The 20,071-nt window shown below is 38.1% G+C and carries 17 protein-coding genes and 1 pseudogene; 9 read left to right on the forward strand and 9 right to left on the reverse strand.

Features of this window, described 5'->3' with window-relative positions; all coding sequences use genetic code 11:
- Positions 1-148: 148 nt before the first annotated feature.
- A complete protein-coding gene (locus AC4IFE_RS14910; RefSeq protein WP_490757940.1) occupies positions 149-1,840 on the reverse strand; it encodes a DUF6909 family protein in 1,692 nt (563 codons plus the stop codon).
- A 289-nt stretch (positions 1,841-2,129) separates the two neighbouring features.
- Here AC4IFE_RS14910 and AC4IFE_RS14915 point away from each other — a divergent pair, with 289 nt between their 5' ends.
- Positions 2,130-4,325 (forward strand): glutamine synthetase III family protein, encoded by a 2,196-nt coding sequence (locus AC4IFE_RS14915; RefSeq protein ID WP_490757941.1) that lies wholly within the window; start codon positions 2,130-2,132, stop codon positions 4,323-4,325.
- A gap of 338 nt (positions 4,326-4,663) precedes the next feature.
- Positions 4,664-5,374: a C40 family peptidase gene (locus tag AC4IFE_RS14920; protein WP_490757942.1), complete on the forward strand. Its 711-nt coding sequence runs from the start codon at positions 4,664-4,666 to the stop codon at positions 5,372-5,374.
- Between the two features lie 336 nt (positions 5,375-5,710).
- On the opposite strand, the gene AC4IFE_RS14925 is transcribed toward AC4IFE_RS14920, so the two are convergent.
- The 6 genes from AC4IFE_RS14925 to AC4IFE_RS14950 are packed head-to-tail and all read right to left on the reverse strand — an operon-like array spanning position 5,711 to position 11,979.
- Positions 5,711-6,286 (reverse strand): pentapeptide repeat-containing protein, encoded by a 576-nt coding sequence (locus tag AC4IFE_RS14925; RefSeq protein ID WP_490757943.1) that lies wholly within the window; start codon positions 6,284-6,286, stop codon positions 5,711-5,713.
- Positions 6,287-6,342: 56 nt separating this feature from the next.
- Complete coding sequence (rodA, locus tag AC4IFE_RS14930) at positions 6,343-7,572, reverse strand: rod shape-determining protein RodA (protein WP_490757944.1); 1,230 nt, start codon at positions 7,570-7,572, stop codon at positions 6,343-6,345.
- Positions 7,569-9,575 carry a penicillin-binding transpeptidase domain-containing protein gene (locus AC4IFE_RS14935; protein ID WP_490757945.1) on the reverse strand — a complete coding sequence of 669 codons (2,007 nt, stop codon included), beginning with the start codon at positions 9,573-9,575 and terminating at the stop codon, positions 7,569-7,571. The genes rodA and AC4IFE_RS14935 overlap by 4 nt, the downstream gene beginning before the upstream one ends.
- Complete coding sequence (locus AC4IFE_RS14940) at positions 9,572-10,078, reverse strand: hypothetical protein (protein WP_034724152.1); 507 nt, start codon at positions 10,076-10,078, stop codon at positions 9,572-9,574. Before AC4IFE_RS14940 ends, AC4IFE_RS14935 begins: the two co-directional genes overlap by 4 nt.
- On the reverse strand, positions 10,071-10,925 hold the full coding sequence (gene mreC / locus AC4IFE_RS14945; protein ID WP_111954340.1) for a rod shape-determining protein MreC: 855 nt from the start codon (positions 10,923-10,925) through the stop codon (positions 10,071-10,073). The genes AC4IFE_RS14940 and mreC overlap by 8 nt, the downstream gene beginning before the upstream one ends.
- A 28-nt stretch (positions 10,926-10,953) precedes the next feature.
- Positions 10,954-11,979, reverse strand: coding sequence for a rod shape-determining protein (locus tag AC4IFE_RS14950; protein WP_490757946.1), 1,026 nt, complete (start codon positions 11,977-11,979; stop codon positions 10,954-10,956).
- A 403-nt stretch (positions 11,980-12,382) separates the two neighbouring features.
- Between AC4IFE_RS14950 and hemA the strand changes: the two genes are divergently transcribed.
- The 6 genes from hemA (at position 12,383) to hemE (ending at position 17,615) form a co-directional block, all read left to right on the forward strand.
- Positions 12,383-13,657: a glutamyl-tRNA reductase gene (gene hemA / locus AC4IFE_RS14955; RefSeq protein WP_490757947.1), complete on the forward strand. Its 1,275-nt coding sequence runs from the start codon at positions 12,383-12,385 to the stop codon at positions 13,655-13,657.
- Positions 13,644-14,552 (forward strand): hydroxymethylbilane synthase, encoded by a 909-nt coding sequence (hemC, locus tag AC4IFE_RS14960; protein WP_490757948.1) that lies wholly within the window; start codon positions 13,644-13,646, stop codon positions 14,550-14,552. The genes hemA and hemC overlap by 14 nt, the downstream gene beginning before the upstream one ends.
- A gap of 45 nt (positions 14,553-14,597) precedes the next feature.
- Positions 14,598-15,179 (forward strand): DUF1287 domain-containing protein, encoded by a 582-nt coding sequence (locus tag AC4IFE_RS14965; RefSeq protein ID WP_490757949.1) that lies wholly within the window; start codon positions 14,598-14,600, stop codon positions 15,177-15,179.
- Positions 15,180-15,187: 8 nt separating this feature from the next.
- The gene (locus tag AC4IFE_RS14970) at positions 15,188-15,844 is read left to right on the forward strand and encodes a peptidoglycan recognition protein family protein (protein WP_490757950.1); all 657 of its coding nucleotides are present in this window, start codon (positions 15,188-15,190) and stop codon (positions 15,842-15,844) included.
- Between the two features lie 4 nt (positions 15,845-15,848).
- On the forward strand, positions 15,849-16,520 hold the full coding sequence (locus AC4IFE_RS14975; RefSeq protein WP_490757951.1) for a uroporphyrinogen-III synthase: 672 nt from the start codon (positions 15,849-15,851) through the stop codon (positions 16,518-16,520).
- Between the two features lie 63 nt (positions 16,521-16,583).
- On the forward strand, positions 16,584-17,615 hold the full coding sequence (hemE, locus tag AC4IFE_RS14980; protein WP_490757952.1) for a uroporphyrinogen decarboxylase: 1,032 nt from the start codon (positions 16,584-16,586) through the stop codon (positions 17,613-17,615).
- A gap of 171 nt (positions 17,616-17,786) precedes the next feature.
- Here hemE and AC4IFE_RS14985 read toward each other — a convergent pair.
- Positions 17,787-18,419 (reverse strand): annotated as a pseudogene (locus AC4IFE_RS14985) (NAD(P)H-dependent oxidoreductase).
- A 202-nt stretch (positions 18,420-18,621) separates the two neighbouring features.
- Between AC4IFE_RS14985 and AC4IFE_RS14990 the strand changes: the two are divergent.
- Positions 18,622-18,747 (forward strand): GNAT family acetyltransferase, encoded by a 126-nt coding sequence (locus tag AC4IFE_RS14990; protein WP_048501376.1) that lies wholly within the window; start codon positions 18,622-18,624, stop codon positions 18,745-18,747.
- A 43-nt stretch (positions 18,748-18,790) separates the two neighbouring features.
- Here the strand turns inward: AC4IFE_RS14990 and AC4IFE_RS14995 are convergent, their stop codons facing one another.
- The gene (locus AC4IFE_RS14995; protein ID WP_490757953.1) at positions 18,791-20,011 is read right to left on the reverse strand and encodes a cysteine desulfurase; all 1,221 of its coding nucleotides are present in this window, start codon (positions 20,009-20,011) and stop codon (positions 18,791-18,793) included.
- Positions 20,012-20,071: the final 60 nt, after the last annotated feature.

Raw genomic sequence — 20,071 nt, forward strand, 5'->3', positions numbered from 1 at the left:
CCCCAAATCAAATGCATAAACAAAAGGAAATCAAAATGAAAACTTATAAAAACAAAAACCAAAGCAAATACAAATTTGCTCTGGTTTAATTATTTATTTTTGTCCTTTAATCTGTATCGGATTTTCAGGACTAGTCATAAAAATCAAATTATTTTTTAGCCGGAATTTCTTTTTTCCCGCTGTGTAAAATCTTTTCAAGGATTCTTAAAGTGATCAGATAAGTTGGCTTCACCCCTGTAAGACCTAAGCCTCCTGAAGAAAGTGTACTTCCTGTTTCCAATGGATTATCCGAAGCATAGTACGCATAACATACGAACAGATCCGGTGCAATGTGATGTCTGATCTTAGACGCTACCTGAATGGCTTTCTGGTAATGTGCCCCTTCCATTTCAAGCCCGATTGCCTTCCATGAAGTATTCATAAAATAAGAAAGAATATCTCTGTTTTGAAGTGAAGTTCCCAATACAGTAATCATAGGTCCTTCAAATGCTTTTAATTCATCATCTTTAAAATCATCCAGCTTTAAAGCATTTTCAAAAGGATAGTTATCTGCCGTTCCTTCAAAAATGTGGGCGGTAGGAATCATAATATCTCCTTTTCCTCCTGCAAGAATTCCTGCTTTTCCCATAATGGAAACAGATTTCACTTTCATCATATACACTTCTCCTTTATGCTCGAAAGGTCTCAGTAATTCATCCATTACCTCAAAAGCCTGCTCTCCGAAAGCATAGTCGAAAACCATAATCACATCATCTCCGCCATATTTTATACCGCTGAATGGTGTATTTTTAAGATCTGTTTTGCTTAAATCAATGATCTGAACGTCAATATTACTTCCGCTCTTATCATTAATATAAATCAAACCTTCTTCCAAAGCATATTTTGAAACCTTGTCGCGAAGTTCTTTTTTATCAGAAATATCTCCGTACAGTTTATAATCTACTTCTTTGTTATCTTTTTTCTTTAAGGCATCATTTCCGTACAGCATATTTTTTACTGAGTGCATGTTGGCTGAAATGATATGTAGCGGACGCATGTGAAGATCGTTTTCAAATAACACTTCTTTCACTTTATTGGCCCACTTCTCACCGAAATAGTGATGTCCTACTCTTTCCTTTAATATAGCACTGAAATGAATTTCTCTTTCTCTCGTCTGTTTTGCATCTTCCAGACTTACTTTTCCCAAGTTGTAGATAATTTTGAATAACCGGTCAGGATTGCTGTCGTCCCCGAAAGAATTATAAGCATTTAATGTTTCTTCAAAAGTTCTTCCTATTAAAGAAGATAAATGAATAAGAGCAACTTCTTTTTCCTTTCTGCTGAATTTCTTCTCCCCTTTTACTACTTCTTCGATGATTTTGAAAGCGCGCGTCGGTTTCCAGTTTTCATCCTGAATGAAAGCCAGATTTCTCACTTTATCCGCTTCTATAAATAAGAATGTTAAATGGGTAAGAATATCATAAATCTCTGAGCGTCCCAAAAGAACTTCAATATTCATTTGGTGCTCATCTATCCTGTAACAGTTTCTTCTTCTCTTTTTAGGTACAATGGGCTCGAAACTTCCTTTATCAAAACCCTCATCCGAAGTAAGATGAATAAAAGCACATTCTTCAATTCCTTCCGGAAGTCTGTCTAAAACGTACATCAAACCATTTAATTCCAATTTATTAGGAATATTCATGGTACCATAAATCTCTGGATTGATAGTCTTTAACAAACTTCTGATACTTTCTCCAGAAACACCGGCAGGTTTAAAAAAACCTCTGTAAAAGAGGTGTCTCATAGAAATGTACAATCTTTCAATTGCTTCCGTTGTTTCTCTAGCTCTAGAATTTGTCATAAAATAAATTTCACACAAATATACAAAATCTTCACTCAACTTATTTTAAGTATCTTTTAACAAGCATTTTAATTTGTATCTTTAAAATTGTAAAATGCACCTCATAAAATATGTTATAATGCTTATTACAGGCCAAAACATTACCTTTCACCAGCCAGCAACCCCTATTAAAATAGTTAAACCATCGTTTGGTTTTAATTAATTTCACTAATACCCCTAAAAAATATAGGGGTAAAATATTTTCAATTCATTTTTTTTGTAAATTTGCCCCACAAAATACAACCTTAATATGTCAACTTTAAGATTCAAAGCGTTAGAAACTTTACCATTTAAGGACTTCAGAAGAGATAATTCTGTTGAGGTTCCCGGAAAACTGTCAGAACTATTCTGCCAGAATGTTTTCTCAGAAGAGACCATGAGAGAATATTTGACAAAAGAAGCATTCCAGTCTATTATGGATGCTATCAAAAAAGGAACAAAGATCCAGAGACACATTGCAGACCAGGTAGCTGTAGCTATGAAAGACTGGGCAATGAGCAAAGGAGCTACTCACTACACTCACTGGTTTCAGCCTTTGACAGGAACTACTGCAGAAAAGCATGATTCATTCTTCACTCCTATTGAAGGAGGAAGAGCCATCGAAAGATTCAGCGGAAACCTATTGATCCAGCAGGAGCCTGATGCTTCTTCTTTCCCGAACGGAGGGATCAGAAATACTTTCGAAGCAAGAGGATATACGGCCTGGGATCCTACTTCGCCCGCATTCATTATGGGAACTACTTTATGTATTCCTTCCATCTTCATTTCTTATACTGGAGAAACGTTAGATTACAAAGCACCTCTTTTAAGAGCTTTGAATGCTGTGGATGAAGCTGCAACCAATGTGATGCAGTATTTTGACAAAAACGTAACAAAAGTAACTCCTACTTTAGGCTGGGAGCAGGAATATTTCTTAGTTGATTCCGCATTATACCAATCCCGTCCGGACCTTGTTTTAACAGGAAAGACTTTATTAGGACATTCTCCTGCTAAAGGACAACAGCTGGACGACCACTATTTCGGCTCTATCCCTACAAGGGTAATGAACTTCATGAAAGAGCTGGAGATCGAGTGTATGAAACTGGGTATTCCTGTAACAACAAGACATAACGAGGTTGCCCCTAACCAGTTTGAGCTTGCCCCAATGTTTGAAGAAGTAAACGTTGCGGTAGACCACAACTCTTTGTTGATGGACATTATGGCGAGAATTGCTCACAAACACCACTTCCATATTTTATTCCACGAAAAACCATTTGCAGGAGTAAACGGAAGCGGAAAGCACAACAACTGGTCTCTGGCAACTGATACAGGTGAAAACCTTTTAAGCCCCGGGAAAAACCCTAAAAAGAACTTACAGTTTTTAACATTCTTCGTTAATACAATTAAAGCAGTTTACGAATATGCTGATCTTTTAAGAGCAAGTATAGCATCTGCAAGCAACGACCACAGATTGGGTGCCAATGAAGCTCCACCGGCAATTATTTCCGTATTTATCGGAAGCCAGCTGTTCAGAGTATTGGAAGAGCTTGAAAAAGTAACAGAAGGAAAACTTTCTCCGGACGAAAAAACAGACCTTAAACTGAATGTCGTTGGAAAAATCCCTGAAATTCTTTTAGATAACACGGACAGAAACAGAACTTCTCCGTTTGCTTTTACAGGAAATAAATTCGAGATCAGAGCGGTAGGGTCTTCTGCCAACTGTGCAGAGTCTATGACGGTAATGAACACGATCGCTGCAAAACAATTGATCGATTTCAAAAAAGAAGTTGATGCTCTTATTGAAACAGGTCTTAAGAAAGACGAAGCGATCTTCAATGTATTAAGAGAGTACATCAAGCAGTGCAAGAGCATTATGTTTGAAGGTGACGGATATTCAGATGACTGGGCGAAAGAAGCTAAAAAGAGAGGCTTGAACAACTTAAAAACCACTCCGGAAGCTCTTAAGCAGGAAATGGATAAAAAATTCGTTGATCTTTATGAAGAGATCGGAGTATTTACTCACAGAGAGGTTGAAGCCAGAAACGAAATCAAACTGGAAAAATATTCTACTGTCATTGATATTGAAGCAAGAGTGCTAAGTGACATTGCAAGAAACCACATCATTCCTTCCGCTTTAAATTATCAGAACAGGTTGATCGAGAATGTAAAAGGTCTTAAAGAAATATTCCCGGATAAAGAATTCAGAACATTGGCAAAAGAGCAAATGAGCCTGATCACGAATATCTCTGAAAACGTTTCCAAGATTAAACTGGGCGTTGAAGATCTTATAAAAGCAAGAGAAGCAGCGAAAGCTGTATCCAATAGTCAGAAGCAGGCAGAAACCTACTGCAGCAAAGTAATCCCTTTATTCGATGTAATCAGAGAAGCTTCTGATGATCTTGAAATGATGGTGGATGATGAGCTTTGGCCAATGACTAAATATAGAGAAATGTTATTTACAAAATAACATCTGTTAAAGTTCCATATTAGTTAAACTCCCTGGTTTTTCCGGGGAGTTTTTTTGTTTTATTAACAGGAGTGAAAAGTAGAGTTTTAAATCACAATCTCCGATTAATAAAGGAATAGCTATTTATTATGTTAAAGAATCTTAATAAAAAAAACCGCAGACTCACCAAAAACAGGCGGTTGCGGTTTGTTTTTCTTTAACATACTTAAATAATATGTTAAAATGTGTTAAATAAAGAACCTGACAATAATCATATCAGGGGTCTTTTGCTCGGAATCTCTACTTTTGTAATGCTTTTGAAAATAAATATTCCTTTTAACACGGATAATCAAATATATATGAAGAAAAGAGTTTTGTTTTATTTAGTTGCTTTAGTGTCTACAGTTTCGGTTCAATCTTGCGCTACAAATTATGTAGTATCACAGCCAGCAACTTACGCTAAAGAATACAAAACAGATGCCAAACTAGCTTCTATTGATAACAAGAGAATGGAGCAGGATAAGCAAAGGCTTATCGATTCTTTCCTGGCGGAAAAGGCGGCATCTATCGCAAACGCGAAAAAAGCTATTAAGAATTCTGAGATTGCAAAGGCAGTCAAATACAATAAAACCATCGACAATATCCTTACAGAAGCTGAAACATACCTTGGAACTCCTTACAGATACGGAGGAATGACCAGAAGAGGTATTGATTGTTCAGCTTTCGTTCTTTCTGTATTCGGGGCAGCAGCAGGGCTTAACTTACCAAGAGTAGCAGCTTCTCAGGCTCAGGAGGGGGAAAGCATTGATAAAAGTGAGCTTCAGAAAGGAGATCTGATTTTCTTTTCGCACGGAAGAAGAATCTCTCACGTAGGTATCGTAGAAAGTGTAACTGAAGAAGGTGAAATCAAATTCATCCACGCAGCTACTTCTAAAGGGGTAATGATCTCATCGCTGAATGATTCTTACTGGGGACCGAAATTCAGGTTTGCCAAAAGAGTGATCAACGAGAACGGAGACGCTTATAACAATTTAGCTTCTTCTACTCCATCCGCAGCGACAAGTTTTTAATTTTAAATAATTGATTTAAATAATGAAGCCATCAGAATCTGATGGCTTTTTTATTTTTTAGTATTATATCTAATATTTTTCGTTTTACTACCCTCCTTTTTGCTTTGCAGAAAGTCACCCCTGCAGAGAACAAGAATTACATTGGACAATGAAAATGGATTCCAGGAGTTCTCGTGAAAAGTTAAATATTGTTTTGGCTAAAGCCGTAGAGGAATATGTTAATGCAAAGGCGGGCTAAAGCCCACCCCTATTGAATTATTTATGTATAGATTTTTCAGAATAACAGAAGTTGTCGTGGTTTCCACCCTCTAACTTCTAACCTCTAATATCTAATTTCTAATTCCGATCAATTTCAATATCCAGTTTGTATAGAAGTCCGTGAACTTCAGAAAGGGAAAATTTGGCCTTTTTCAGCCGATTTACGGCAGGATCTATGGAATAATTGAAGGAAGTCCTGAAATCTGTTTTTTCGAGGTTTGTATTGTCGAAAATAGCCCCGGAAAAGTCACAGCTCTTAAATACAGAACCAGACAGGTCGCATTCTGCAAAATCAGTTTCAATTAATTTTGAGTTGTTGAATACAGTCTTTTTGATTGCTGTGTTGTAGAATACAGAGTTATTGAGGGCGCATCCATCAAATGTAAAGGAAAGTCCGAAATCATTGCAGTCATTCAACTGAAGACCGAACATTTTACAGTCTTTGAAATGAATACTTCGGAAGGCTGTTCTGACCAATTTGGCCATACTTAAGTTGCATGCTATAAATTCACAGTCGGTGAAGCTGAAACCGGAAAGATCAGCATATTCAAAGCTGCAGTTCCTGAAGGTGCAGTTTTCGTATTCGCCTTTTTCAAGAGACTGTTCGGTACAGTTTATGTCCTGATAATTTTGATCCAGAATATATGCTTGCATCGGCCTGTCTTTATGCTAGGGTTCTATTTTTATTATTAAGAATTATGGCTTACAATTTACACCAAGCTGTTCTTATCCGAATAATTCAGTTTAAAGAAGATAAAAGTCATCATAGAAAAGGCAAGCAGCGAACTTCCCCCATAACTGAAGTAAGGAAGCGGAATACCCACCGTCGGGAAAAGTCCCATAACCATTCCTAAATTGATGGTAAAGTGCATCATGAGGATGGAAGCAAAGCAATAACCGAATACCCGGTTAAAAGTGGATTTCTGCTGTTCTGCAAGGTAGTAGATCCGCCCGATATAGATCATGTAGCATAAAACCAGCACGGCGCTTCCTATAAAGCCCCATTCTTCGCCTACTGTACAGAAAATATAATCGGTTTCCTGCTCGGGAACAAATTTCCCCTGTGTTACTGATCCTTCACGGTATCCTTTTCCTAAAAGTCCGCCGGATCCTATAGCTGTTTTTGAATATAATAAGTTGTATCCGGAAGTATCTCTGAATGCTTTTTCCCCTTTGTAAAGAACCTCAATTCTTTCTCTCTGGTGCTTTGGAAGTTTTTCCAGAATATAGGGCGATCCGAAAGCCAGTCCGCACAACAGCAGAATTGAGCCCGCAATTCCTGAAATAGAGATTACATCCCAGGACATTCTGTGATAATTCATCGCGATCAAAATTCCGGCAATCACAACTACCGTCAGTGCTACATAAACAGGAGGTATTGCAAGAGAGACTAAAAAGACTCCGGCAAAAATAAACCCAACCCCGAACAGAAGCCCATTCAGGCCTTCTCTGTATAAAGCAATGAAGAACGCGATAAATACAAGCATGGAACCCACGTCCGGAATCGCCAGAACAACTGCTGCAGGAATCCCGATAATAGCCAAAACCGTCCACAGTGATTTTTTAACTTTCAAATTGAAATCCGGTCCGGAAACATAATTCGCAAGCATAAGAGCGGTTCCTATTTTCGCAAATTCTACCGGCTGCATGGTAAAGCTTCCAAATTTATACCAGTTTTTCTGACCAAGGATCTCTTTCCCAAACGGGAAAAGCCCAATGAGAAGTAAAACACCGCCAATGTAAATAATGGCAGACATGTTCTCGAAGAATTTACTTCTCCCAACGAATATGATAAGCCCTACAAATAAGGATATACAGAAGAAAATCAACTGTTTTTCCCCAAGTTTCTGATCAACACTGTAAATATTTGCAATCGCAAAAATGCAAAGCATGAAATACAGCCCGAGGCCTAGTTTATCTATTCCTTCTGCCCACTTCATCGCTTTACGTTTTTAGTGTTGTTCTTTGTTTCTTCTTCTATTTTCTTCTTCAGTTTTGCTTTCTGCTCTTTAATGAAGTTCAGACTGTCCTGTTGCCTTTTCAGCTTAACGGAATCTGCTTTAGGATCTTTGTATAATCCTTTACGTTTCAGATCTGCAACCCACTGTCTTTTATATTCAGGCATAAAGCTGGCACTGGTCATTTTCTTGTAAAGATTTTCTCTCTTAAGATCTCCGGTTATATATTTTTCAGCGATCACGGTACAGGCAGGACCCGCCCATGTTGCCCCAAATCCGGCATGCTCCATTACTGCAGCTACTACAATCCTTGGTTTGTCTGCAGGAGCAATCAATACAAAAATAGAGTTATCTTTTCCCTGAGGAACCTGCGCAGTACCGGTTTTTGCAAGCTGAGTAAAATCATTGGATTTTAAGCTTCTTGCGGTACCTCTCAACACCACCGCTTCCATACCTTTCAGTACAGGCTCGAAATGCTTGGGATCTACAAGGGTTTTATGTTTTGTTTTAAATCTTGGATCAGGATTCGGTTTACCATCAATAGATTTAACGATATGAGGGGTATAGAACCATCCTTTATTGGCAATGGCGGCAACATAGTTCGCCAACTGAAGAGGAGTCACCAAAACGTCACCCTGCCCCATCCCATTAAAAATGGAACCATTCATGGTATAGTCGGAGCTCCAGTTTTTCTTTCCGCTTCTTTTTTCGTAAAATTTACCGCTAGGGATTCTACCGGGAGAACCTACGGCAATATCATTATTCAGGTATTCTCCTACTCCAAAGCTGCTCATAATCTTTTTCCATTCATCAACTCCTTTGGAAGGATCTCCCGGATATTTATTCATGATAGCAATAAAGGCATGTGAAAAATAACAGTTACTGGAAACCTGGATAGAAGGGATAAGAGGATCCGCTCCACCGTGTCCTTTAATTCTTAAACCTTTATAATAAAATCCGCCTCCGCAAGGGAAAACCGTATTTTCATCCATTACTCCCATCTGCATTCCTGCCAGGGCAGTCAGCAATTTGAAGGTAGATCCCGGAGGATAAGCTGCCTGAACAGATCTGTCAAATGTAGGCTGATTGTCGTATAAGGTGTCTTTTGATAATGCGTAAAGGTTTTTGGATTTGTAAGGCCCTGTAAATAAATTCGGATCAATATCCGGACCCGTTGCCAGAGTAAGGATTTCACCGTTATTGGGGTCTATTGCCACGATTGCTCCATGCTTATCAACCAACATTTCTTCGGCCATTCTTTGCAGGTCGTAATCAATGGTTAAGGTAATATCTTTTCCGGTAACCACATCTTTGTCCAGCGCTCCATTCTTGTATGACCCGATATTGCGGAGTTTAATATCCTTCTGAATATATTTCATTCCTTTTATACCGCGAAGATCTTTCTCGTAAGATTTCTCAACTCCTGTTTTTCCGATAAAGTCTCCGGGAAGATAATAAATGGAATCTTTTTTAATTTCTCTTTCATTCACTTCACTGGTATACCCTAAAAGGTTTCCGGAGGTTCCCACCTCATACTGGCGCTGAGGTCTGGATACAATACTAAATGCCGGATATTTGAAAATAATCTCCTGTACTCTGGCAATATCTTCTCTGCTGAGGTCCTTAAAAAAAGTCATAGGCGTCAACTTCGAATAGTATTTTTCTTTCTTGATGATGTCGATTCTTTTGATGAAATCAGATTTGCTGATCTGCATCAGATTACAGAATCCCAAAGTATCAAAATCCGGCTTCATTAAGGCCTGCGTAAAAGAAATTTCATAGGCAGGCTGGTTTCCTACAAGAATTTTTCCGTTTCTGTCAAAAACAACCCCTCTCTGCGGGATAACGTATTCAATTTTAATAGAGGTGTTCGCTGCATTTAAAGCATAACGGTCTGTAAACAGCTGCAAATAAGCAAGCCTCGCCACAAAAATAAGGGCGATGACTACGAGGGCAGAAAAGATTTTTAAATAACGTGTGTTCAAACTTTTTGTTTGATTTTAAATATTAATGCGTAAACCACTATAAATATAAAGGAAATTATACTTGTGATCACCACATTAAGTAATATTTCAAAAAAACGGCTAAATTTAAAAAATTCTATATACTGCACTAAAAGCTGATGCAGGAAGATACTCGAAAACAGAAACAGTAAAAACTGTGCCCATTGAAGGGACTGAAAAGAGAAAAAGTCTGTGGAAGTATCTGTGGAAGTTCTGAAGATCAAGGTTCTGAAATAAGCGATCAGTGTTGTTGCAAAAGCATTGATTCCCCATGAGTAGAGAAATGCGTCCACAGAAAGTCCTATTAAAAAGCTTAAAGCTAAAAACTGATATTTATTTCTGAAGAAAGGATAAAACATGACGAATACCGGATAAAGAACCGGTGTGTACTTTCCGAAAATAGTGATCCTGTTCAGTACAAAAATCTGTAATGCAACCAGGAAGATCATGATCAATATATCGGTGAATAGAGTCCTGCTAATCATTTTCTTTTTTTATTACGGTCTGCAATGTATCCTGGATTCTCTGTACCTCAGCTTTTTTAAGGTTTTTCACAACGAATACCTTACTCAAAGCACCCATTTTTTCACTCAGCTCTACCGAGATATCCCAGAAGCCTGTTTTATTGTCTACAGAATATCCTGCAATAGTACCAATCATTACTCCTTTAGGGAAAATAGCTGATTTACCGTCTGTAACAACGGTATCACCCACTTTTAAAGCGACATATTTAGGAATATCCGCAAGGTGCATCACTCTGGAATTATCACCGTTCCAGGTTAAGGTTCCGAAATATCCTGAATTTTTCAACGAAGCGTTGATCCTGATCCTGTTAACGCTTAAAACAGACTGAACCAAAGCATAGCTGTCTGTAGAGTTGATTACAATTCCGGCAATCCCTTTAGGAGCCATTACGCCCATCTGAGGAAAAACACCGTCTCTGCGGCCACGGTTAATGGTAAAATAATTATTTCTTCTGTTGATACTGTTAAAGACGATCTCGCCATCTACAAAAGTATAGATCTGGCCACCGCCTAATGTATCATGTACTTTTCTGAATACAGGATTTTTTGCTCCTTCTTTACCATACAGCTGGGTCATCAGGGCTTTGTTCTGAGCAACAAGATCTTCATTGATCTGTTTCAGCTTCAAATATGAAACCCCTTCATCAATATACCCCGAAATCCATGAATTCAGCGCAGCCGACTGGCCAGCTACCCATGATTTCTGCATGGCATTTTTAGAGAATATCAGAACCAGAGCAACAATCTGCAGGAATATAAAGAAGACAAAAAGGGCGTTCTTCGAAAATAGTCTCAGCAAAAATCCCATTCAGATATATAGTCGTAAAAGGTTAAAATTATTTAATTAAGAAATTGAATTTATCCATATTCTTAAGGGCAATCCCAGTTCCGCGAACAACAGCTCTCAACGGATCTTCTGCAACAAATACAGGAAGACCGGTCTTTTTATGCAATCTGTCCGCAAGACCTCTCAATAAAGCACCGCCTCCAGCAAGATAAATACCTGTTTTATAAATATCTGCAGCCAATTCCGGTGGAGTAAGAGAAAGCGTTTCCATTACAGCATCTTCAATTCTGATGATGGATTTGTCTAATGCACGCGCAATTTCTTTATATCCGACCATAATTTCTTTTGGCTTACCCGTAATAAGGTCTCTACCCTGTACCGGGATATCTTCAATATCAACATCAAGATCTTCCACTGCAGAACCTACTTCAATTTTGATTCTTTCAGCGGTTCTCTCTCCGATATAAAGGTTATGGTGAGTTCTAAGATAGTAAGCAATATCATTGGTGAATACGTCACCTGCAATTTTTACAGATTTGTCACATACGATACCTCCTAAAGCAACCACTGCAATTTCTGTAGTACCACCACCTATGTCGATGATCATATTTCCTTCAGGTTTCTGTACATCGATTCCAACTCCTATTGCCGCAGCCATTGGCTCGTAGATCAGCCTTACTTCTTTGGCGTTTACTTTTTGGGCAGAATCTCTTACCGCTCTTTTTTCAACTTCAGTAATACCGGAAGGGATACAGATAACGATTCTTAGTGCCGGCTGAATAAATCTGCCTTTGATTCCGGGAATCTTTTTGATAAATTCCTTAATCATGTGTTCAGAAGCATGGAAATCTGCAATAACACCATCTTTCAATGGACGTATTGTTTTGATATCCTCATGAGTTTTACCCTGCATATGCTTAGCCTGCTCACCCACGGCAATCGGCTTACCCGTAGAACGTTCAATTGCAACAATTGACGGCTGATCTATAACAATTTTATTATTATGGATGATAAGGGTATTGGCAGTACCAAGGTCTATCGCAATTTCCTGCGTAAACATATCGAATATACTCATGTTTTTCTTCTGATTTTAAGTTTACAAAGATATGAATTTAACACTACTAAAGAAATTTAACCTGCATATAATTTGGTTAAAATTTTATTAAAATTCACAATTGTTTACTAACTTTTGATTTAACGATTTATGAAGCCTGACTTAAACTAAATTAACAGGATCAAGGACGGAAGCACGGGGATGGAAGTATTTCACCCAAAACAACAAAAAAGATCTCCATCAAAAAGTCCTAAAATGCCTAATTATAAAAACATTTTTGCATTAGCGGAACGTTGTCCTGAACTTTAGACGTCCGCTCTCGCAACTTCCGACTTCGCCTCTGTTACCATAGTTTTTCACGATAATTATCATATACATTATCAGAGGGCAGTTAATTAAAAAATCCGTAAATTTGCGACTGCTTATGTTACAGTATTCCAATATTCATCAGACATCAAATTTTGCTGTACTTTCCATTAGTTACGAAAAGGCTGATGTGGAAACGCGGGGGAAGTTTGCATTTTTTGATGATAACATCAAGAATTTTGTCGCCAGGGTCCACAACATGGATTTAGGGGATGCATTTGTAGTTTCTACATGTAACAGAACCGAGATCTACACCACTTCGCCCAATTATCTTCTGGTAGCAGAAGAATACTGCAAAACAATCGGAGTAAACCTTACGGATTTTCTTCAGTTTGCCAATATTCTTACCAAAGAAGAGGCTCTTATCCATCTTTTCAGGGTGGCAGCCGGATTGGAAAGTCAGATTATTGGTGATTTTGAGATCATCGGACAGATCAAAAAAGCATACAGCCGTTTTAAAAAAGAAAGACAGAATTCCAACCCATATCTGGAAAGAGCGATCAATGCAGCGATCCAGATTTCGAAAAGAATTAAAAATGAGACGGGAATATCCAACGGAGCCGCTTCTGTGTCTTATGCTGCCGTTCATTATATTTTAAACAGCCAGAAGAAAATTACAGAAAAGAATATTCTTCTTTTGGGTGTGGGTGAGATCGGACAGAATACGGTTGAAAACCTGGTTAAGCATGTCTACCAGCCAAAAATTAAAATTGCCAACAGAACTCAGGAGAAAGCTGAAAAGATTTCCCAGAAATACAGTATTCCTCATGTTGATTATTCTGAATTTGACCGGGAATTAAAAAACACGGACATTCTTATTGTTGCAACAGGAGCCAAACATCCTATCATCAACAAATCTCATTTCCCGAACGGAAAAGAAACTCTGGTTATTGATCTTTCCATTCCTCACAATGTTGAAAAAGATGTTACCGAGAATGAAAACGTAACCCTGATTGATGTGGATGAACTTTCAAAGCAGATCCAGGAAACCATTCAGCAAAGGGAAAAAGAAATTCCAAAAGCTGAAAAAATCATCAAAGAACTGATGAAAGAGTTTCTGGAATGGGAAAAAAAGAGAAAGCTGGCACCCAATATTCACCATTTCAAAGCCGTTCTGAAGAATATGGAACGCAATGAAATGCATAATTTTTATAAAAAAAATAAATACATAAACATCACGGACATGGAGCTTTCTGACAAAATGATTCAGAAAATCACCAACCGTTTTGCAAAATTTATCATCGACAATCCTTTAAAAGCCGAAGAAATTAGTAAATTAATGCACGAAATATTAGTTGAACAACCAAACAACGAATTCAATGAAAAGCATTAGAATCGGAACAAGAAATTCCGCACTTGCACTTTGGCAGGCAAGAGAGGTTGCCAGGAACCTTCAGAACCGTAATTATTTAACGGAAATCGTTCCTATTGTATCTTCCGGCGACAAAAACTTAAATCAACCGCTTTATTCTTTAGGAATCACCGGGGTTTTCACAAGAGACCTTGATGTTGCCCTATTGAATGACGAAATTGATATTGCCGTACACTCTTTAAAGGATGTTCCGACGCAACTGCCTCAAAATATTGAGATCATTGCTTACCTGGAAAGAGATTTCCCTCAGGATGTATTAATAAGAAAAGAATCTGCGCGAAATAAAGAATTTCATGAACTTAAGCTTGCCACAAGCAGCTTAAGAAGAAGGGCATTCTGGTTAAAAAATTATCCGCATGCTGAGTTTTCCGATATCCGCGGGAATATCCAGACCCGTCTTCAGAAACTGGAAGAAGGAGATTTTGATGCCACTATTCTGTCTCTGGCAGGAATCAAGAGAATGAAAATGGACATTGATTATGAAATGCTTCCATTAATGATTCCGGCTGCTTCGCAGGGAGTAATTGCTGTTGCCGGACATTCCGACAAAACAGAGATCAATGAAATCCTGAGCCAGATTAATCATAAGAAAACCCAGATCTGTGTAGAGATCGAAAGAAATTTCCTGAGCACACTGGAAGGCGGATGCACGGCTCCAATAGGCGCTTTTGCAGAGATATTCGAAAACCAGATCCGTTTCAAAGCTGCTCTTTGCTCTCTGGATGGCAAAAACTGCATTGCTACCGATGAGAACTTTGAATATAATGACACTGAAAATTTTGGAGAAAAGTTTGCCAAAGTTGTTCTTGAAAACGGCGGAAAAGAACTGATGACTGAAATTAAGAATTCGTATTAAGAATTTTTAAGCAGATTGAACGTTTATATTCGTAAGTGCAGAACAATGAAAAAATCCTTTTTTTTATTCATATTTCTATTTTGTGTATTTGTGTCAAATGCTCAGAACAGATTTGGGCTTCAACTGTCCAGCTCTGCTTTGGCGCTGATAGACAGCTCCATTAAATATGACCCTGCCTATTTTGTCCTTAAATATCCTAACGGCGATGTCCCGTCTGATAAAGGGGTATGCACCGATGTCATTATAAGAGCCTACAGAAAACTTGGTATTGATCTGCAAAAAGAAGTACACGAGGATATGGCAAAGAATTTTTCCAAATACCCTAAAACCTGGGGATTAAAAAATCCTGACACCAATATTGATCACAGAAGGGTTCCCAATCTTGCCGTCTTTTTTTCTAAATTCGGAAAAGTAAAATCTACTGAAACAAACCCTGCGCTTTATGTTCCGGGAGATATTGTAACCTGGATTTTACCGGGAAATTTGACGCACATCGGAATTGTTGTCAATAAAAAATCGGCTGACGGAAAAAGATTCCTGATTGTGCATAATATAGGAGGGGGACAGGTTTTGGAAGACTGTCTCTTTAAATACACCATAACAGGACATTATCAATATCCAAAATAAGCTGCTGTATGAAAAATCTTATCTATGCCTTATTTGTATTGTTATCATGTTATACAAAAGCTCAAACCAACGAGTTTAAAATCGTCAGCAAGCCTATCGATTATTCGCAGGAGAGAGTCCGTTTAAGTTTGGAGTACCTCAAAGATCATCATCATATTATACAAAGCTCACCAACGATTTCGCCTAAAATAATTGTTCTGCATTATACCGCAGGAGGAACTGTTGAAACAAATTATAAATATTTCAATAAGACTCATCTGGAATCTGCCAGGAATGTTTTAAAGAAACAAAGTACTTTAAATGTCTCTTCACAGTTTATTGTGGACCGTGATGGCACCATTTACCAGCTCATGGAGCCCAATATGTTTGCAAGACACACCATAGGCCTTAATTACTGTGCCATTGGTATTGAAAATATAGGAAGCAGGAAACAGCCACTCACGGAAAAACAGGCTTTATCAAATGCATGGCTAATCCGGTATTTGACTAAAAAATACAATATAGAATATCTTATAGGCCATTCAGAATATGATCTATTCAGAGGTTCTAAACTTTGGAAAGAGACGGATCCGGATTATTTTACTGTAAAAGACGATCCGGGAAAAGATTTTATGAAAAAAGTCAGGCTGCTAGTAACTGATCTGCATTTAAAAGATAAACCTTAAGCTCATGAAAATTCTGTTTACCAAAACCATAGATGCCACGTTATTATCCAAAGAATTAGGATCGGATATTTCGGCTGAATGCATTGAGGTAATCAGGACAGAACCTTTAAAAACCGCTGCATTTGATTTAAAAAACTATTCCCTGATCTTCACCAGTGTCAATGGAGTGAATTCATTTTTCAGCAATCAGTTTAAACCCAACGAGGATTTTACCGCAAAAAACTATAATAAAATATATTGCGTTGGTGAGAAGACGAAACGTGAGCTGAGAAAACACGGTTTCGGAACATTTAAAGTTCTGAAAAATGCGGAAACCCTTTCGAGATTTATCATCGGAAACTGCCAGCACGAACAATTCCTTCATTTCTGCGGTAATCTAGCCATAGATGTCCTGGATAATGATCTTCCTTTGCAGAATATCAGTTACAGAAAGATCACCATTTACAAAACGGAAGAGCTCTGCCCTTCCGTACCTGAAAAATATCATGCTGCAGTTTTTTTTAGTCCAAGCGGAGTTCGTAGTTTTGCAAAACTCAACTCTTTAGAAGGGATGAAGATTTTTTCAATTGGGGAAACCACCTCTGGTGAACTGAGGAAGTACACCACAGAAGAGATCTTTACCTCGGAAGAAAACAATCTTGCTTCTATTTTCGGGTTGATAAGAAAAGAACTTTAAACAGCTGAAAACCTGGCTGGTAAAATAATGAGTGCCGGGAACGGCCATTAGTTTAAATAAATTATGATTAAAAACGACTTATATTTAAAAGCACTCCGCGGAGAAACTGTAGAAAGACCGCCGGTATGGATGATGAGACAGGCCGGAAGATATCTGCCGGAATTCATTGCTCTCCGGGATCAATATGACTTCTTTACAAGATGTCAGACCCCGGAACTGGCTTCCGAAATTACCGTACAACCTATCCGCAGATTTCCTTTGGATGCAGCCATCCTTTTTTCTGATATTTTGGTAGTTCCTCAAGCTATGGGAATTGATTTCAAAATGAAGGAAAATGTGGGGCCATGGCTGGATAACCCGATCAGAACGATGGAGCAGGTTCAGAATGTTGTGGTTCCCGATGTGGATGATACTTTAGGGTATGTTTTTGATGCTATTGAGCTTACATTAATTAAATTAGATAATGAAATTCCACTAATCGGTTTTGCCGGTTCTCCCTGGACAATTTTATGTTACTGTATAGAAGGAAAGGGAAGCAAAGCCTTTGATATTGCCAAATCATTCTGTTTCCAGCAGCCGGAAGCGGCTCATTTGCTACTTCAGAAGATCACAGATACTACAATTGCGTATTTGAAAAGAAAAGTTGAAAAAGGCGTTTCTGCGGTTCAGGTTTTTGATTCATGGGGAGGTATGCTATCTCCTGCGGATTACCAGGAGTTCTCATGGCAGTATATCAACCAGATTGTTGAGGCTCTAAGCCCTCTTACCCATGTGGTGGTATTTGGAAAAGGATGCTGGTTTGCCCTGGAAGACATGACGATGTCTAAAGCATCAGCTTTGGGTGTGGACTGGACGATTACTCCGGAATTTGCAAGAACATTAACAAATCATACAATGACTCTTCAGGGAAATTTTGATCCCGCAAGATTACATTCTACTCCGGAAACCATCAAAAAAATGGTAACTGAGATGATCAACCGTTTTGGGAAAGACAGGTATATTGCGAATCTCGGACACGGCATCTTACCGAATATCCCTGTGGAGAATGCAGAGGCATTTATCAGGGCTGTTGTGGATTGGAGGCCGAATAACTAGTTTCTAACCACAAAAGGAGCAAAAGTTTTTAACACTTAAGTTATTTGAAGTTTAAATACTTTGTAATAAGAAGACCACATAAATTTTTTGAAAATTCTGAAATTTTCATTTAAAATAATAAAAGCCCTTTCAATCATTACTGAAAGGGCTTCCTTATGAGAAAAAATTAGTTTAATTTACTTCGGTAATGAAAGTTTCTTTAGGTTTTCTCACTTTCGCAAGATTCACCAGCCAGTCATTTGATGCATCTCTGTAACCGATTGGCAGCAGCAACACACTCTTCAGTCCTTTTTCTTTCAGATTCAAAACTTCATCCACAGCTTCAGGTGAGAAACCTTCCATTGGTGTGGAATCTACTTCTTCAAAAGCCGCTGCGATAATGGCAGCACCAAAAGAAATATAAGCCTGCTTGGCAGCATGGGTAAAGTTTTCTTCAGCAGATCTCTGAGGATAGGTTCCCAACAGCATCTGTCTGTAGTTTTCCCAGCCTTCATTTTTAAAGCCTCTGATTTCGTTGGTAAGATCAAACATACTGTTGATCCTTTCCTCCGTATAGTTATCCCATGCGGCAAATACCAAAAGATGTGAACAATCCGTGATCTGCGGCTGATTCCATGCATGAGGCTTAATCTGTTCTTTTACCTCCTGATTGGTCACTACAATGATCTCAAAGGGCTGAAGCCCACTGGATGTAGGTGCCAGTCTTGCAGCTTCTAATATTTTATCCACTTTTTCCTGTGGTACTTTCTAACCGTTCATTGCTTTAGTGGCAAATCTCCAGTTCAATTTTTCAATTAATTCCATTAAATTAAATTTAGACCAGACAAAATTACTCCAAGAATAAAGACAATAAACCACAAAAATTGCTATTTGAAATATTGTAAGAATCTATTATTTTATTATACAGATGATTTCTATCAAAAGCCTCTGAAATTGGAATCTTTATAAATTTTCTCTTTTATGGATTTATATTTATATTTGATTACCAAATCTTTAAACCGAAAATATGAAAAAGTTAAGCAAAGAAAAATTAAAAACCATCGTAGCCGGAGGAGAAATCTGCCTTGAATGTGCCATTGGATACTATCAGGTTATTATTGACGGGAAATGTTATTGTATTCCGTGGGAGTAAGTATTAAATAAAAAAAGCAGTTGATAAACAACTGCTTTTTTTATTATCCGAGCATTTTCTGAGCTTTCTTTACTCCTTCCACAAGCTTGTCTATTTCTTCAAAAGTATTATAGACCGCAAAACTTGCTCTTACAGTCCCGGCTATATTGAAGAAGTTCATGATAGGCTGTGTACAGTGATGTCCTGTTCTTACTGCAACCCCCATTTTATCGAGGATCATTCCTACATCAGAAGATATTCCCACCCCTTCCAGGTTAAAGGAAACTACACCTGTTCTTTTGGCCTTTTCGCCATAGATCTTTATATTTTCCAGCTCTAAAAGCTTTCTCTGTGCATACTCCAATAAAGCATTTTCATGATTCTGAATATTTTGCCTGCCTGTTTTTTCAATAAAATCAACAGCGGCACCCAGCGCAATATTTCCTCCTACATTGGGAGTTCCTGCTTCGTATTTAAAAGGAAGCCCGGCATATGTAGTTCCATCGAAAGAGCATGTTGCAATCATCTCCCCTCCTCCGTGAAATGGAGGTAGCTCTTCCAGGATTTCCTGTTTTCCGTAAAGGATACCGGTTCCCATAGGAGCATACATCTTATGTCCTGAAAACACAAAGAAATCACAATCTATTTTCTGTACATCGATCTCGAAGTGAGGTGCAGACTGCGCCCCGTCGATCACAATATAAGCATCCGAATTTTTCCTTGTTTTAGCGATAATTTCTTCTATCGGGTTTACAATTCCCAAAGCATTGGAAACCTGGTTTACGGAAACTACTTTTGTCTTTTCGCTTAGAAATTCGTCCAGATAGTTCAGCTGAAGAATACCGTTTTCATCGATCGGGATTACTCTTAGTTTTGCCCCTGTTCTCTCACAAAGCAGCTGCCATGGAACAATATTGGAATGATGCTCCAGATAAGAAATGATAATCTCATCATCTTTTTTAAGCTTCTGCGTCAGAATGTAGGCGATGAGGTTCAGACCTTCTGTTGTTCCCTTTGTAAAAATAACTTCGAAATCATGCTTAGCATTAATGAATTTCTGGATCTTTCTTCTTGAAAGCTCCATTTCTTCGGTGGCTAACTGGCTTAATGTATGAATTCCTCTGTGAACATTGGCATTAATCTCTGTATAATAATCATTCCAGACCTTTAAAACAGAGTCCGGTTTCTGGGATGTTGCTGCATTATCTAAGTAAACCAGAGGTTTACCATTCACTTCGCGGTTTAATATAGTAAACTGACTTCTTATTTGCTGAATGTCAAACATTTATTAAAATTTTAAATTAGATTGCTCTTATTTAGAACACTTCAAATTTACGGCTTTTTT

Source organism: Chryseobacterium sp. UF-81 (assembly GCF_058245105.1).